The organism is Streptomyces sp. NPDC030799, from assembly GCF_055572255.1.
This window is the reverse complement of the sequence record NZ_JBVIDS010000007.1, coordinates 237,251-254,305: the sequence shown is the minus strand read 5'-3', so window position 1 is coordinate 254,305 and position 17,055 is coordinate 237,251. Positions and strand designations below refer to the sequence as shown.

Annotated in this window: 11 protein-coding genes; 10 read left to right on the top strand and 1 reads right to left on the bottom strand. The window is 66.6% G+C overall.

The features are described 5' to 3' along the window. Window positions 1–70 precede the first annotated feature (70 nt). From rplA to ACZ41I_RS19695, 6 genes are all read left to right on the top strand, one after another. Window positions 71–796, top strand: coding sequence for a 50S ribosomal protein L1 (gene rplA, locus ACZ41I_RS19720; RefSeq protein WP_055706206.1), 726 nt, complete (start codon window positions 71–73; stop codon window positions 794–796). Window positions 797–974: 178 nt separating this feature from the next. Beyond that, window positions 975–1,910 (top strand): SCO4651 family lipoprotein, encoded by a 936-nt coding sequence (locus tag ACZ41I_RS19715; protein ID WP_363214377.1) that lies wholly within the window; start codon window positions 975–977, stop codon window positions 1,908–1,910. A gap of 485 nt (window positions 1,911–2,395) precedes the next feature. Further along, entirely contained in the window at window positions 2,396–2,926 is a 531-nt protein-coding gene (gene rplJ / locus ACZ41I_RS19710) for a 50S ribosomal protein L10 (protein ID WP_363214376.1), read from the top strand. Window positions 2,927–3,038: 112 nt separating this feature from the next. Beyond that, complete coding sequence (gene rplL, locus ACZ41I_RS19705; protein ID WP_398001933.1) at window positions 3,039–3,422, top strand: 50S ribosomal protein L7/L12; 384 nt, start codon at window positions 3,039–3,041, stop codon at window positions 3,420–3,422. A 591-nt stretch (window positions 3,423–4,013) separates the two neighbouring features. Next, window positions 4,014–7,499: a DNA-directed RNA polymerase subunit beta gene (gene rpoB / locus ACZ41I_RS19700; protein WP_363214375.1), complete on the top strand. Its 3,486-nt coding sequence runs from the start codon at window positions 4,014–4,016 to the stop codon at window positions 7,497–7,499. 98 nt (window positions 7,500–7,597) lie between these two features. Continuing rightward, window positions 7,598–11,497, top strand: coding sequence for a DNA-directed RNA polymerase subunit beta' (locus ACZ41I_RS19695; protein WP_363214374.1), 3,900 nt, complete (start codon window positions 7,598–7,600; stop codon window positions 11,495–11,497). Between the two features lie 89 nt (window positions 11,498–11,586). On the opposite strand, the gene ACZ41I_RS19690 is transcribed toward ACZ41I_RS19695, so the two are convergent. Then, complete coding sequence (locus tag ACZ41I_RS19690; RefSeq protein WP_399776713.1) at window positions 11,587–12,033, bottom strand: cold-shock protein; 447 nt, start codon at window positions 12,031–12,033, stop codon at window positions 11,587–11,589. Between the two features lie 313 nt (window positions 12,034–12,346). Here ACZ41I_RS19690 and rpsL point away from each other — a divergent pair, with 313 nt between their 5' ends. The 4 genes from rpsL (at window position 12,347) to tuf (ending at window position 16,706) form a co-directional block, all read left to right on the top strand. After that, window positions 12,347–12,718 carry a 30S ribosomal protein S12 gene (rpsL, locus tag ACZ41I_RS19685; RefSeq protein WP_003948652.1) on the top strand — a complete coding sequence of 124 codons (372 nt, stop codon included), beginning with the start codon at window positions 12,347–12,349 and terminating at the stop codon, window positions 12,716–12,718. A 2-nt stretch (window positions 12,719–12,720) separates the two neighbouring features. After that, window positions 12,721–13,191, top strand: coding sequence for a 30S ribosomal protein S7 (rpsG, locus tag ACZ41I_RS19680; protein ID WP_003998848.1), 471 nt, complete (start codon window positions 12,721–12,723; stop codon window positions 13,189–13,191). Between the two features lie 39 nt (window positions 13,192–13,230). After that, a complete protein-coding gene (gene fusA / locus ACZ41I_RS19675; RefSeq protein WP_363214372.1) occupies window positions 13,231–15,357 on the top strand; it encodes an elongation factor G in 2,127 nt (708 codons plus the stop codon). 155 nt (window positions 15,358–15,512) lie between these two features. Further along, window positions 15,513–16,706 (top strand): elongation factor Tu, encoded by a 1,194-nt coding sequence (gene tuf, locus ACZ41I_RS19670; protein ID WP_363214371.1) that lies wholly within the window; start codon window positions 15,513–15,515, stop codon window positions 16,704–16,706. Window positions 16,707–17,055: the final 349 nt, after the last annotated feature.

Sequence of the window (17,055 nt, the reverse complement as noted above, 5' to 3'; positions counted from 1 at the left end):
GCGGTCGCACGTGGCAGGGCCTGCTCGGCCCAGGGACCACGACTCCTTTCAGAACACACAGGAGCAAGTTGTGAGCAAGCGCAGCAAGGCTCTCCGCGCTGCGGACGCCAAGGTCGACCGGGAGAAGCTCTACGCCCCGCTCGAGGCCGTCCGTCTCGCCAAGGAGACCTCCACGACCAAGTTCGACGCCACCGTCGAGGTCGCCTTCCGTCTGGGTGTCGACCCGCGCAAGGCCGACCAGATGGTCCGTGGCACCGTGAACCTTCCGCACGGCACCGGTAAGACCGCCCGGGTCCTGGTCTTCGCGACCGGCGACCGTGCCGAGGCCGCGCGTGCCGCGGGCGCCGACATCGTCGGCGCCGACGAGCTGATCGACGAGGTCTCGAAGGGCCGCCTGGACTTCGACGCCGTCGTCGCCACCCCGGACCTCATGGGCAAGGTCGGCCGCCTCGGCCGCGTCCTCGGCCCGCGTGGTCTGATGCCGAACCCGAAGACCGGCACCGTCACCCCCGACGTCGCCAAGGCCGTCACCGACATCAAGGGCGGCAAGATCGAGTTCCGCGTCGACAAGCACTCGAACCTGCACTTCATCATCGGCAAGGCGTCCTTCGACGACGCCAAGCTGGTGGAGAACTACGGCGCCGCGCTGGAGGAGATCCTCCGTCTGAAGCCGTCCGCCGCCAAGGGCCGTTACCTCAAGAAGGCCGCCATCACCACGACGATGGGCCCCGGCATCCCGGTCGACCCGAACCGCACCCGCAACCTCCTCGTCGAGGAGGACCCGGCCGCCGTCTGAGCCCTCCGCTCGGCCCGGTAGCCGCGTCAGGTACGCGTGAGTAAGGGCGGGCCCTGCAACCTTCCAGGTGCAGGGCCCGTCCTTTCTTTGTACGACCTGTCTTTGCAGGCCCTTTGGGACGACTGTCAGTGGCCTGGGCTACGGTGCAGGCACTCGACTTGCATGGGGGTAGGACAAGATGAAGAGCACGACGGCGCGCCGGATGACCCTTTCCGTGGCGGTGGTGGCCGCGCTGACCGGGGTGGCCGCCTGCGGCTCCTCCGGCTCCGGGAAGGACGGCAAGGCGGCCGGTGGCGGCGCGATCCACCTCAGCCCCATCGCCGCCGTCCTGCGCACCGCCGAGCAGTCCACCGACAAGGCGGACTCGGCCAAGGTGCACTCCACCATGTCCCTGGGCAACCTGATGTCGGCGACCGGCGACGGCGCCCTCGCCTGGGGCCACGGCATCAAGGGCAACCTCACTCTGACGTACACCGGCGGGCAGATGGCCCAGATGATGCGCAAGGCCGGTACCCCGTCGATGCAGGCCCGCTATCTGCCGGACGCCTACTACGCGAAGATGAGCGAGGCGTTCGCCCAGCAGATGGGCGGCAAGCACTGGGTCAGGTACGGCTACGACGACCTCGCCAAGTTCGCCGGCGCGTCCGGCTCGTACCTGAAGGACCAGGCCCAGACGTCGTCGCCGAACCAGGCCGTGAAGATGCTGCTGGCCTCCGGTGACGTGAAGAAGGTCGGCGAGGAGACGGTCTCCGGCGTGCACACCAGGCACTACGCGGGCACGGTGAACGTCGCCGACCTCGCGGGCCGGAGCAGCAACCTCAGCGCGGACCAGCTGACGGCCCTGAAGAAGCAGCTCGACCGGTCGGGCATCACCACCGACACCATCGACATCTGGATCAACGACCAGAACCTGCTGGTGAAGAAGACCGAGAAGGCGGACACCGCCAAGGGCACCCTGACCAGCAGCGCCTCCTACAGCGACTACGGCGTGCCGGTCTCCGCCGAGGCGCCGCCGGCCAGTGACACCAAGGACTTCAAGGACCTGATGAAGTCCCTCGGGACCCACGGCTCGGGCACCACGTCGAGCGGCTCCGCCACCGGCACCCTCTCCTGAAGCACCGGCGCCTGACCCGCACGGCCCGGCTGTACGACGGTCAGGGCCGGCGAGAAGGCCCGGAGCGCCCCGGCCCCGGCGGCCGTAGCCCACGCGGCGCGCGTCGCAGCCCACGCGGCGCGCACCACCGGAGGGGCCCCGCCCGACCCCGTACGGCAGCCGGTGCCGGAGAGCCCGCGGCGGGGCCTCCTACGAGCCGTTTGTGGTCGATTTGCTCGGCGGCGCCCCCGTCCCTTACTCTCTTGCAGAAGCCAAAGACCGCTGGTCGTTGCCGTGCGCTCGTACGAGGGCGCGGTGGCCGAAGGATCCGCTGAAAAGTGGGCGACCCGCGCAGGTGACAGTGGAAGAACTCCCGGAGTGCGCGCGCCGAGCGCGTGTGCGGCCGGTCGAGTCCGCCCCGTGCGCCTGCGCCGGGGCGTTTCGTTTTACCCAGTCCTCCTTCGGGTCCGCGCGGTCCGAATCACCCGGAAGGAGGCCGAGGCTCTATGGCGAGGCCCGACAAGGCTGCCGCGGTTGCCGAGCTGACGGACAAGTTCCGCAGCTCCAACGCCGCCGTGCTGACCGAGTACCGCGGTCTCACCGTGGCGCAGCTCAAGACGCTGCGCCGGTCGCTCGGTGAGAACGCCCAGTACGCCGTGGTGAAGAACACGCTGACCAAGATTGCGGCCAACGAGGCCGGGATCACGCTGGACGACCAGCTCTTCGCTGGTCCGACGGCCGTCGCCTTCGTCACCGGTGACCCGGTGGAGTCGGCGAAGGGTCTGCGTGACTTCGCCAAGGACAACCCCAATCTCGTCATCAAGGGCGGTGTCCTCGAGGGCAAGGCCCTCTCCGCCGACGAGATCAAGAAGCTTGCGGACCTCGAGTCCCGCGAGGTTCTGCTCGCCAAGCTGGCGGGCGCCATGAAGGGCAAGCAGTCCCAGGCTGCCGCGCTCTTCCAGGCGCTCCCGTCGAAGCTCGTCCGCACCGTGGACGCGCTGCGCGCCAAGCAGGCCGAGCAGGGCGGTGCCGAGTAATTCGGCTCGCATCATGACCGCCGCCACCAGGCAGTGGTCGTAGCGGGCCCGAACGTACGCCCGCCAGTCATGTACATCCGGCACCAGCCGATTTAGTGGAAGGAAAGCCATCATGGCTCTCACCCAGGACGAACTGCTCGCCGAGTTCGAGGGCATGACCCTGATCCAGCTCGCCGAGTTCGTGAAGGCGTTCGAGGAGAAGTTCGACGTCACCGCCGCCGCCCCCGTCGCGGTTGCCGCCGCCGGCGCCCCGGGCGCCCCGGCCGCCGAGGCCGTCGAGGAGAAGGACGAGTTCGACGTCATCCTCACCGGCGCCGGCGACAAGAAGATCCAGGTCATCAAGGTCGTGCGTGAGCTGACCTCCCTGGGTCTGAAGGAGGCCAAGGACCTCGTCGACGGCACCCCGAAGCCGGTCCTCGAGAAGGTCAACAAGGAAGCCGCCGACAAGGCCGCCGAGGCCCTCAAGGGCGCCGGCGCCTCCGTCGAGGTCAAGTAAGACCTCTCGGGTCCCCAGGACTCGAACGCGCGCCGAGCGCAGCCCCGGGACACTCTGAAAAGTGCCCCGCAGGGCTGTAACGCGAACGCACCGAAGAGCGATCATCCATCCGGGTGGTCGCTCTTCGGCGTATGCGGAGGACCGACCTCGGTTACCTTGCACTCGCGACGGCGAGGGGTATGGTGATCTTCGTCGTGTCTCCGGCCAGTCTCGTTTGGACTGAGGGGCCTTGACGAACCGCACGCAGCGCGCAATTCTCAGGACGCGTCGTCACAAGGATCCGAATCCGAGGCATGGATCGACGGCGAAGAGGGCAGTATCAACGTGCGTTGAGGGCAGGCATGCCGAGGGCGTTGACAAGAGCGGTGAGCACAGCGAGGGTCTCGACAAACCCGCACTGGACATCAGTGTGCCAAGTGGCTACACTGACCCTTTGCGCTGCCTGTTAGCTGTCCCCTGCCCGTCACCAGGGGTCTGCCCTCACTCGAGCACTGAAGACAAAAGCCCCCTTGACCTGGGGTTTCTGTCTCTGTGTACGGGAGAGGGGCCGGCACGCGCGTAGTGAGTCCGAGCCCTCGGAAGGACCCCCTCTTGGCCGCCTCGCGCAATGCCTCGACCGCGAATACGAACAACGGCGCCAGCACCGCCCCGCTGCGCATCTCCTTTGCAAAGATCAAGGAGCCTCTCGAGGTTCCGAACCTGCTCGCGCTGCAGACCGAGAGCTTCGACTGGCTGCTCGGCAACACCGCCTGGCAGAGTCGGGTCGAGGAGGCTCTGGAGAACGGTCAGGACGTCCCCACCAAGTCCGGTCTGGAAGAGATCTTCGAGGAGATCTCCCCGATCGAGGACTTCTCCGGGTCGATGTCCCTGACGTTCCGGGACCACCGCTTCGAGCCGCCGAAGAACTCCATCGACGAGTGCAAGGAGCGCGACTTCACGTACGCCGCCCCGCTCTTCGTCACCGCCGAGTTCACCAACAACGAGACCGGTGAGATCAAGTCCCAGACGGTCTTCATGGGTGACTTCCCGCTCATGACGAACAAGGGCACCTTCGTCATCAACGGCACCGAGCGTGTCGTTGTGTCTCAGCTGGTCCGTTCCCCCGGTGTCTACTTCGACTCCAGCATCGACAAGACGTCCGACAAGGACATCTTCTCCGCCAAGATCATCCCGTCCCGGGGTGCCTGGCTGGAGATGGAGATCGACAAGCGCGACATGGTCGGTGTCCGCATCGACCGCAAGCGCAAGCAGTCGGTCACCGTGCTGCTCAAGGCGCTCGGCTGGACGACCGAGCAGATCCTCGAGGAGTTCGGCGAGTACGAGTCCATGCGCGCCACCCTGGAGAAGGACCACACCCAGGGCCAGGACGACGCGCTGCTCGACATCTACCGCAAGCTGCGTCCGGGCGAGCCCCCCACGCGTGAGGCCGCGCAGACGCTGCTGGAGAACCTCTACTTCAACCCCAAGCGCTACGACCTCGCCAAGGTCGGCCGCTACAAGGTGAACAAGAAGCTCGGTGCGGACGAGCCGCTGGACGCCGGTGTGCTCACCACCGACGACATCATCGCCACCATCAAGTACCTGGTGAAGCTGCACGCCGGCGAGACCGAGACGATCGGCGAGTCCGGCCGTTCGATCATGGTCGAGACCGACGACATCGACCACTTCGGCAACCGTCGTATCCGCAGCGTCGGCGAGCTGATCCAGAACCAGGTCCGTACGGGTCTCGCCCGTATGGAGCGTGTCGTGCGCGAGCGCATGACCACGCAGGACGTCGAGGCGATCACGCCGCAGACCCTGATCAACATCCGGCCGGTCGTCGCCTCCATCAAGGAGTTCTTCGGCACCAGCCAGCTGTCCCAGTTCATGGACCAGAACAACCCGCTGTCGGGGCTGACGCACAAGCGTCGTCTGAACGCCCTCGGCCCGGGTGGTCTCTCCCGTGAGCGGGCCGGCTTCGAGGTCCGTGACGTGCACCCCTCGCACTACGGCCGCATGTGCCCGATCGAGACGCCGGAAGGCCCGAACATCGGTCTGATCGGCTCGCTGGCCTCCTACGGCCGGGTCAACGCGTTCGGTTTCATCGAGACGCCGTACCGCAAGGTCGTCGAGGGCCAGGTCACCGACGAGGTCGACTACCTGACCGCCGACGAGGAGGACCGCTTCGTCATCGCGCAGGCCAACGCGCCGCTGAACGACGAGATGCGGTTCGCCGAGGCCCGCGTGCTGGTCCGCCGCCGTGGCGGCGAGGTCGACTACGTCGGCCCCGAGGACGTGGACTACATGGACGTCTCGCCGCGCCAGATGGTGTCGGTCGCGACCGCCATGATCCCCTTCCTGGAGCACGACGACGCCAACCGTGCCCTCATGGGCGCGAACATGATGCGTCAGGCCGTGCCGCTGATTAAGTCCGAGGCTCCGCTCGTCGGCACCGGCATGGAGTACCGCTCCGCGGTCGACGCCGGCGACGTGGTCAAGGCCGAGAAGGACGGTGTGGTCCAGGAGGTCTCCGCGGACTACATCACCACCGCCAACGACGACGGCACGTACATCACGTACCGCCTGGCCAAGTTCTCCCGGTCCAACCAGGGCACCTCGGTCAACCAGAAGGTCATCGTCAACGAGGGCGACCGCGTCATCACCGGCCAGGTGCTGGCCGACGGCCCGGCCACCCAGAACGGCGAGATGGCCCTCGGCAAGAACCTGCTCGTGGCGTTCATGCCGTGGGAGGGTCACAACTACGAGGACGCGATCATCCTGTCGCAGCGCCTCGTGCAGGACGACGTCCTCTCCTCGATCCACATCGAGGAGCACGAGGTCGACGCCCGTGACACCAAGCTCGGCCCCGAGGAGATCACCCGGGACATCCCGAACGTCTCCGAGGAGGTCCTCGCCGACCTCGACGAGCGCGGCATCATCCGCATCGGTGCCGAGGTCATCGCCGGTGACATCCTCGTCGGCAAGGTGACCCCGAAGGGTGAGACCGAGCTGACCCCGGAGGAGCGCCTGCTGCGCGCGATCTTCGGTGAGAAGGCCCGTGAGGTCCGTGACACCTCGCTGAAGGTGCCGCACGGCGAGACCGGCAAGGTCATCGGTGTGCGCGTCTTCGACCGCGAGGAGGGCGACGAGCTGCCGCCGGGCGTGAACCAGCTGGTCCGCGTCTACGTCGCGCAGAAGCGCAAGATCACCGACGGTGACAAGCTCGCCGGCCGCCACGGCAACAAGGGTGTCATCTCCAAGATCCTGCCCATCGAGGACATGCCGTTCCTCGAGGACGGAACTCCGGTCGACATCATCCTCAACCCGCTGGGTGTGCCGTCCCGAATGAACCCGGGACAGGTCCTGGAGATCCACCTCGGCTGGCTCGCCAGCCGCGGCTGGGACGTCTCCGGCCTCGCGGACGAGTGGGCCCAGCGCCTGCAGGCCATCGGCGCCGACCAGGTCGCCCCGCGCACCAACGTCGCGACCCCGGTCTTCGACGGTGCCCGCGAGGACGAGCTGGCGGGTCTGCTGCAGCACACCATCCCGAACCGCGACGGCGAGCGCATGGTGCTCCCGTCCGGCAAGGCGCGGCTGTTCGACGGCCGTAGCGGTGAGCCGTTCCCGGACCCGATCTCGGTCGGCTACATGTACATCCTGAAGCTGCACCACCTGGTCGACGACAAGCTGCACGCCCGCTCGACCGGTCCGTACTCGATGATCACCCAGCAGCCGCTGGGTGGTAAGGCGCAGTTCGGTGGCCAGCGCTTCGGTGAGATGGAGGTGTGGGCCCTTGAGGCCTACGGCGCCGCGTACGCCCTCCAGGAGCTGCTGACCATCAAGTCCGACGACGTCACCGGCCGCGTGAAGGTCTACGAGGCCATCGTCAAGGGCGAGAACATCCCCGAGCCCGGCATCCCCGAGTCCTTCAAGGTGCTCATCAAGGAGATGCAGTCGCTCTGCCTGAACGTGGAGGTGCTGTCCAGCGACGGTATGTCCATCGAGATGCGTGACACCGACGAGGACGTCTTCCGCGCTGCGGAGGAGCTCGGTATCGACCTGTCCCGGCGCGAGCCGAGCAGCGTCGAAGAGGTCTGACGGGAGTCCGGCGGGGCCCTGACCCACAAGGGCCCCGCCGACCCCCAGGCCCCCGTTTCAGACCACAGACTTTCGACCCTGAGAGGGATTGACGCATAGTGCTCGACGTCAACTTCTTCGACGAGCTCCGGATCGGCCTGGCCACCGCTGACGACATCCGTCAGTGGAGCCACGGTGAGGTCAAGAAGCCCGAGACCATCAACTACCGCACCCTGAAGCCCGAAAAGGACGGACTCTTCTGCGAGAAGATCTTCGGTCCGACCCGGGACTGGGAGTGCTACTGCGGCAAGTACAAGCGCGTCCGCTTCAAGGGCATCATCTGCGAGCGCTGTGGCGTCGAGGTCACGCGCGCGAAGGTGCGTCGTGAGCGGATGGGCCACATCGAGCTGGCCGCGCCCGTCACGCACATCTGGTACTTCAAGGGTGTCCCGAGCCGCCTGGGCTACCTGCTGGACCTGGCGCCGAAGGACCTCGAAAAGGTCATCTACTTCGCCGCGTACATGATCACGTACGTCGACGAGGAGCGCCGTACCCGCGACCTGCCCTCCCTGGAGGCGCACGTCTCGGTCGAGCGCCAGCAGATCGAGAACCGCCGGGACGCCGACCTGGAGGCCCGCGCCAAGAAGCTCGAGACCGACCTGGCCGAGCTGGAGGCCGAGGGCGCCAAGGCCGACGTGCGCCGCAAGGTGCGCGAGGGTGCCGAGCGCGAGATGAAGCAGCTGCGCGACCGTGCGCAGCGCGAGATCGACCGCCTCGACGAGGTGTGGACCCGGTTCAAGAACCTCAAGGTCCAGGACCTCGAGGGCGACGAGCTGCTCTACCGCGAGCTGCGTGACCGCTTCGGCACGTACTTCGACGGCTCGATGGGTGCCGCGGCGCTGCAGAAGCGCCTGGAGTCCTTCGACCTGGAGGAGGAGGCCGAGCGCCTCCGCGAGATCATCCGCACCGGCAAGGGCCAGAAGAAGACCCGTGCCCTGAAGCGGCTGAAGGTCGTCTCCGCGTTCCTGCAGACGAGCAACAGCCCCAAGGGCATGGTCCTCGACTGCGTCCCGGTCATCCCGCCGGACCTGCGTCCGATGGTGCAGCTGGACGGTGGCCGCTTCGCGACCTCCGACCTGAACGACCTGTACCGCCGTGTGATCAACCGCAACAACCGTCTGAAGCGGCTTCTCGACCTCGGTGCGCCCGAGATCATCGTGAACAACGAGAAGCGCATGCTTCAGGAGGCCGTCGACGCGCTCTTCGACAACGGCCGTCGTGGTCGCCCGGTGACGGGCCCCGGCAACCGTCCGCTGAAGTCCCTCAGCGACATGCTGAAGGGCAAGCAGGGCCGCTTCCGTCAGAACCTGCTCGGCAAGCGTGTCGACTACTCGGCGCGTTCCGTCATCGTCGTCGGTCCGCAGCTGAAGCTGCACCAGTGCGGTCTGCCCAAGGCCATGGCGCTGGAGCTCTTCAAGCCGTTCGTGATGAAGCGCCTGGTCGACCTGAACCACGCGCAGAACATCAAGAGCGCCAAGCGCATGGTGGAGCGCGGCCGCACCGTCGTGTACGACGTCCTCGAAGAGGTCATCGCCGAGCACCCGGTGCTGCTGAACCGTGCTCCCACCCTGCACCGCCTCGGCATCCAGGCCTTCGAGCCGCAGCTGGTCGAGGGCAAGGCCATCCAGATCCACCCGCTCGTCTGCACCGCGTTCAACGCGGACTTCGACGGTGACCAGATGGCCGTGCACCTGCCGCTGTCCGCGGAGGCGCAGGCCGAGGCCCGCATCCTGATGCTGTCCTCGAACAACATCCTCAAGCCGGCCGACGGCCGTCCGGTGACGATGCCGACCCAGGACATGGTCCTCGGTCTGTTCTTCCTCACCACCGACGGCGAGATGCGTGACGTCAAGGGCGAGGGCCGCTCGTTCGCGTCCGTGGCCGAGGCGATCATGGCGTTCGACGCCGGCGAGCTGTCGCTGCAGTCGCGCGTGGACATCCGCTTCCCGGTGGGCACCATCCCGCCGCGCGGCTGGACCCCGCCGGCGCGCGAGGAGGGCGAGCCGGAGTGGCAGCAGGGTGACAGCTTCCGGCTGAACACCACGCTGGGCCGCGCGCTCTTCAACGAGCTGCTGCCCGAGGACTACCCGTTCGTCGACTACGAGGTCGGCAAGAAGCAGCTCTCCGAGATCGTCAACGACCTCGCCGAGCGCTACCCGAAGGTCATCGTGGCGGCGACGCTCGACAACCTGAAGGCTTCCGGCTTCTACTGGGCCACCCGTTCCGGTGTCACCGTCGCCATCTCCGACGTCGTCGTTCCCGAGGCGAAGAAGGAGATCGTCCGCGGCTACGAGGCGCAGGACGAGAAGGTCCAGAAGCAGTACGAGCGCGGTCTGATCACCAAGGACGAGCGCACGCAGGAGCTCATCGCGATCTGGACCAAGGCGACCAACGAGGTCGCCGAGGCGATGAACGAGAACTTCCCGAAGACCAACCCGATCTTCATGATGGTGAACTCGGGTGCACGAGGCAACATGATGCAGATGCGTCAGATTGCCGGTATGCGTGGTCTGGTGTCGAACGCGAAGAACGAGACGATCCCGCGTCCGATCAAGGCCTCGTTCCGTGAGGGTCTGTCCGTGCTGGAGTACTTCATCTCCACGCACGGTGCCCGTAAGGGTCTGGCGGACACCGCCCTGCGTACCGCCGACTCGGGTTACCTCACCCGTCGTCTGGTCGACGTCTCCCAGGACGTCATCATCCGCGAGGAGGACTGCGGCACCGAGCGCGGCCTCAAGCTCCACATCGCGGAGGTCGGCGCGGACGGCGTGCTGCGCAAGGCGGACGACGTCGAGACGTCCGTGTACGCGCGCTGCCTCGCCGAGGACATCGTGGTCGACGGCAAGGTGCTGGCCCCGGCCGGCACCGACCTCGGCGACGTGCTCATCGACGAGCTGGTCAAGAACGGCGTCGCGGAGGTCAAGACCCGCTCGGTCCTGACCTGCGAGTCCGCCGTCGGCACCTGCGCGATGTGCTACGGCCGTTCGCTGGCCACCGGCAAGCTGGTCGACATCGGTGAGGCGGTCGGCATCATCGCCGCCCAGTCCATCGGTGAGCCCGGTACCCAGCTGACGATGCGTACCTTCCACACCGGTGGTGTGGCCGGTGACGACATCACCCAGGGTCTGCCGCGTGTCGTCGAGCTCTTCGAGGCCCGTACCCCGAAGGGTGTCGCCCCGATCTCCGAGGCCTCCGGCCGCGTGCGGATCGAGGAGACCGAGAAGACCAAGAAGATCGTCGTCACCCCGGACGACGGCAGCGACGAGACGGCGTACCCGATCTCCAAGCGTGCCAAGGTCCTGGTCAGCGAGGGCGAGCACGTCGAGGTGGGCCAGCAGCTCACCGTGGGTGCCACCAACCCGCACGACGTGCTGCGCATCCTGGGCCAGCGTGCCGTCCAGGTCCACCTGGTCGGCGAGGTCCAGAAGGTGTACAACTCGCAGGGTGTGTCGATCCACGACAAGCACATCGAGATCATCATCCGGCAGATGCTGCGCCGTGTGACGATCATCGAGTCGGGCGACGCCGAGCTGCTGCCCGGCGAGCTGGTCGAGCGCTCCCGCTTCGAGCACGAGAACCGTCGTGTGGTCCAGGAGGGCGGTCACCCGGCCTCCGGTCGTCCGCAGCTGATGGGTATCACCAAGGCCTCGCTGGCGACGGAGTCCTGGCTGTCGGCCGCCTCCTTCCAGGAGACGACCCGAGTCCTGACGGACGCGGCGATCAACGCCAAGTCCGACAGCCTCATCGGCCTCAAGGAGAACGTCATCATCGGTAAGCTCATCCCGGCCGGTACGGGTCTGTCCCGCTACCGCAACATCCGGGTCGAGCCGACCGAGGAGGCCAAGGCCGCGATGTACTCGGCCGTCGGCTACGACGACATCGACTACTCGCCGTTCGGCACCGGCTCCGGCCAGGCCGTTCCGCTGGAGGACTACGACTACGGTCCGTACAACCAGTAAGCGGGCAGCATGAGTTGAAGGGCGGTCACCCCAGTGGGGTGACCGCCCTTCGGCGTATGCGGAGTACGGCGCGCAGTGTCCTGGAGGTGTCAGCCCTCGACCCAGCCGTGGCTCTTGCCGAGCTGTACCAGCTGCCGGCGGAGCTGCGTGATCTGTTCCCCGGTCAGCCATGGGGCCGAGGTCAGCAGGAGTTCGGTCACCTCGAAGCTGTACTCCGCGACGCTGAGCACATCGCACGTGGGATCTTCACCGTCTTCGGGTCCGGCGGTGTAGGCCTGCACGGACGGAGGCACCTGGAGCCGCGCCGGCGGGGGCATCATCGGTGTCTGTGCCCTGTCGGCGAGCCGGACGGAGGACGCCTTGGGTCCGCGGTCGCCTTCCTCGATCTCGAACTCGACCCACGTCCCGGACCGCAGGGAGGACTCCGGTATCAGCAGATCGTTCGCGTGCAGGAAGACGTCCTCGCCGCCGTGCTCGGGAGCGATGAACCCGTAGCCCCGCACCCCGTCGAACCGAAGGACCTTGCCGACAGCCATCTGAACCCCATCACAGCCTTCTCGGGCCCCTTGCCCGGACATCTGTGGGGGATCCTAGCCGTGATATTCCGCGCCCCCGGCCCCTTCATTTTGACCCAGCTGGATGAGGTAGGTACGCTCAGACCTTGTGCCTGGGGTGTGCCCTGGCTCTCGTGCGTGCCTTCAGACCGCATGGCGAGCTGCGACCGGCCACCGTAATCTGCGCCCTTTTCGCCTTGCGGCGAGAATCTGCGGGATTCGACACACCCGACCGCGTGGGTCGGCGAAGTTCCAGGTTAGCTGTACCCATCGGCACACAGAAACCGGAGAAGTAGTGCCTACGATCCAGCAGCTGGTCCGCAAGGGCCGGCAGGACAAGGTCGAGAAGAACAAGACGCCCGCACTCGAGGGTTCCCCTCAGCGTCGTGGCGTCTGCACGCGTGTGTTCACGACCACCCCGAAGAAGCCGAACTCGGCCCTCCGCAAGGTCGCGCGTGTGCGTCTGACCAGCGGCATCGAGGTCACCGCTTACATTCCGGGTGAGGGACACAACCTGCAGGAGCACTCCATCGTGCTCGTGCGCGGCGGCCGTGTGAAGGACCTGCCGGGTGTTCGCTACAAGATCATCCGCGGCTCCCTCGACACCCAGGGTGTCAAGAACCGCAAGCAGGCCCGCAGCCGTTACGGCGCCAAGAAGGAGAAGTAAGAATGCCTCGTAAGGGCCCCGCCCCGAAGCGCCCGGTCATCATCGACCCGGTCTACGGTTCTCCTCTGGTGACCTCCCTGATCAACAAGGTGCTGCTGAACGGCAAGCGCTCCACCGCCGAGCGCATCGTCTACGGCGCCATGGAGGGCCTGCGCGAGAAGACCGGCAACGACCCGGTCATCACGCTCAAGCGCGCTCTTGAGAACATCAAGCCGACCCTTGAGGTCAAGTCCCGCCGTGTCGGTGGCGCCACCTACCAGGTCCCGGTCGAGGTCAAGCCCGGCCGTGCCAACACCCTGGCGCTGCGCTGGCTGGTCGGTTACTCCCGCGCCCGTCGCGAGAAGACCATGACCGAGCGTCTCCTCAACGAGCTTCTCGACGCCTCCAACGGCCTCGGTGCGGCCGTGAAGAAGCGCGAGGACACCCACAAGATGGCCGAGTCCAACAAGGCCTTCGCGCACTACCGCTGGTAGTCGCTACCCACATCGAGACCGAGAGAAGACTGAAGCCTTATGGCTACCACTTCACTTGACCTGGCCAAGGTGCGCAACATCGGCATCATGGCCCACATCGACGCGGGCAAGACGACCACCACCGAGCGGATCCTGTTCTACACCGGTGTGTCTTACAAGATCGGTGAGGTCCACGACGGCGCTGCCACCATGGACTGGATGGAGCAGGAGCAGGAGCGTGGCATCACGATCACCTCTGCTGCCACCACCTGTCACTGGCCGCTGGAGAACGTCGACCACACCATCAACATCATCGACACCCCGGGTCACGTCGACTTCACCGTCGAGGTGGAGCGCTCCCTGCGCGTGCTCGACGGTGCCGTGACGGTGTTCGACGGCGTCGCCGGCGTTGAGCCCCAGTCCGAGACGGTGTGGCGTCAGGCGGACCGCTACGGCGTTCCGCGTATCTGCTTCGTCAACAAGCTCGACCGCACCGGTGCCGAGTTCCACCGCTGTGTCGACATGATCGTCGACCGTCTGGGCGCGCAGCCGATCGTCATGCAGCTCCCGATCGGTGCCGAGGCCGACTTCAAGGGCGTCGTGGACCTGGTCCGCATGAAGGCGCTCGTGTGGTCCGCCGAGGCGACCAAGGGCGAGATGTACGACGTCGTCGACATCCCGGACACGCACGCCGAGGCCGCCGAGGAGTGGCGCGGCAAGCTGGTCGAGGCCGTCGCCGAGAACGACGAAGAGATCATGGAGCTGTTCCTGGAGGGCCAGGAGCCCACCGAGGAGCAGCTGTACGCCGCGATCCGTCGTATCACCATCGCCTCCGGCAAGGGCACCGGCACCACCATCACCCCGGTGTTCTGCGGTACCGCGTTCAAGAACAAGGGCGTCCAGCCCCTGCTCGACGCGGTCGTGCGCTACCTGCCTTCCCCGGTTGACATCGAGGCCATCGAGGGCCACGCGGTCAACGACCCGGAGGAGGTCGTCAAGCGCAAGCCGTCCGACGACGAGCCGCTGTCGGCGCTGGCGTTCAAGATCATGAGCGACCCGCACCTCGGCAAGCTCACCTTCGTCCGCGTGTACTCCGGCCGCCTGGAGTCCGGCACCGCCGTGCTGAACTCCGTCAAGGGCAAGAAGGAGCGCATCGGCAAGATCTACCGCATGCACGCCAACAAGCGTGAGGAGATCGAGTCGGTGGGCGCCGGTGACATCGTCGCCGTCATGGGCCTGAAGCAGACCACCACCGGTGAGACGCTGTCCGACGACAAGAACCCGGTCATCCTGGAGTCCATGGACTTCCCGGCGCCGGTCATCCAGGTCGCCATCGAGCCCAAGTCGAAGGGCGACCAGGAGAAGCTGGGCGTCGCGATCCAGCGCCTGGCCGAGGAGGACCCGTCCTTCCAGGTCCACTCGGACGAGGAGACCGGCCAGACCATCATCGGTGGTATGGGCGAGCTGCACCTCGAGGTGCTGGTCGACCGTATGCGCCGTGAGTTCAAGGTCGAGGCCAACGTCGGCAAGCCGCAGGTGGCCTACCGCGAGACGATCCGCAAGGCCGTCGAGCGCGTCGACTTCACCCACAAGAAGCAGACCGGTGGTACCGGTCAGTTCGCGAAGGTGCAGATCGGCATCGAGCCGCTCGAGGGTGGCGACACCTCGTACGAGTTCGTGAACAAGGTGACCGGTGGTCGTATCCCGAAGGAGTACATCCCTTCGGTCGACGCCGGTGCGCAGGAGGCCATGCAGTTCGGCATCCTCGCCGGTTACGAGATGACCGGTGTCCGCGTGATCCTGCACGACGGTGCCTACCACGAGGTCGACTCCTCCGAGCTCGCCTTCAAGATCGCCGGTTCGCAGGCCTTCAAGGAGGCCGCGCGCAAGGCGTCCCCCGTGCTCCTTGAGCCGATGATGGCCGTCGAGGTCACCACGCCCGAGGACTACATGGGTGAGGTCATCGGCGACATCAACTCCCGCCGTGGTCAGATCCAGGCCATGGAGGAGCGGGCTGGTGCCCGCGTCGTGAAGGGCCTCGTGCCCCTGTCGGAGATGTTCGGCTACGTCGGCGACCTCCGCAGCAAGACGTCGGGTCGCGCAAGCTACTCGATGCAGTTCGACTCCTACGCCGAGGTTCCGCGGAACGTCGCCGAGGAGATCATCGCGAAGGCCAAGGGCGAGTAACGCACCGCGTTCACACGCTTTAGGCTTGACTCCGGAGCCTCAAGGGGCATTCAGCCGCAATCCCGGATGAATGCCCCGGGTTCCGGGCTTCCCAGCAAAGATCACCTGGCGCCGATGAAGTAAGGCGTACAGAACCACTCCACAGGAGGACCCCAGTGGCGAAGGCGAAGTTCGAGCGGACTAAGCCGCACGTCAACATCGGCACCATCGGTCACATCGACCACGGTAAGACGACCCTCACGGCCGCCATTACCAAGGTGCTGCACGACGCGTACCCGGACCTGAACGAGGCCACCCCGTTCGACAACATCGACAAGGCGCCCGAGGAGCGTCAGCGCGGTATCACCATCTCCATCGCGCACGTCGAGTACCAGACCGAGGCGCGTCACTACGCCCACGTCGACTGCCCGGGTCACGCGGACTACATCAAGAACATGATCACCGGTGCCGCCCAGATGGACGGCGCGATCCTGGTGGTCGCCGCCACCGACGGCCCGATGCCGCAGACCAAGGAGCACGTGCTCCTGGCCCGCCAGGTCGGCGTTCCGTACATCGTCGTCGCCCTGAACAAGGCCGACATGGTGGACGACGAGGAGATCCTGGAGCTCGTCGAGCTCGAGGTCCGTGAGCTCCTCTCCGAGTACGAGTTCCCCGGCGACGACGTTCCGGTCGTCAAGGTCTCCGCTCTCAAGGCCCTCGAGGGCGAGAAGGAGTGGGTGGACTCCGTCCTCAACCTGATGAACGCCGTCGACGAGTCGATCCCGCAGCCGGAGCGCGACGTCGACAAGCCGTTCCTCATGCCGATCGAGGACGTCTTCACGATCACCGGTCGCGGTACGGTCGTCACCGGCCGTATCGAGCGTGGTGTCCTGAAGGTCAACGAGACCGTCGACATCATCGGCATCAAGACCGAGAAGACCACCACCACGGTCACCGGTATCGAGATGTTCCGCAAGCTGCTCGACGAGGGCCAGGCCGGTGAGAACGTCGGTCTGCTGCTCCGCGGCATCAAGCGCGAGGACGTCGAGCGCGGCCAGGTCATCATCAAGCCGGGCTCGGTCACCCCGCACACGGAGTTCGAGGCCCAGGCCTACATCCTGTCCAAGGACGAGGGTGGCCGCCACACGCCGTTCTTCAACAACTACCGCCCGCAGTTCTACTTCCGCACGACGGACGTGACCGGCGTGGTGACCCTCCCCGAGGGCACCGAGATGGTCATGCCGGGTGACAACACCGAGATGAAGGTGGACCTCATCCAGCCCGTCGCCATGGAGGAGGGCCTGAAGTTCGCCATCCGTGAGGGTGGCCGCACCGTGGGCGCCGGCCAGGTCACCAAGATCGTCAAGTAGGTTCCGCTTGCTTGAGGGTCACTGACTGACCTAAGAGGAGGCCCGTACGACTTCGGTCGTACGGGCCTCTTCGCATTGCCGGGCGACTTCTTCGCAGGCGGTGCTCCGGACAGCCAGGCCATGGTGCCTCGGCCGGCCACAAAAGGGGCCCCCACCGATGGAACCGTCCGCCGCGGTGGGCGCGCCGGTGCGGGGATTCAGCCGTACGGCGGTACGGGCGAGCGGGGCCGGCGCGGGGAAAGGCCGCAGCGACGTCGAGCGGCCGGGCCGGAGTCGTACGGGTCACAGCCGTCGCACCGGGGGCTGGAGATGCTCGGCGTCGGTGGCGGACAGGAGCAGACGGGGGGGC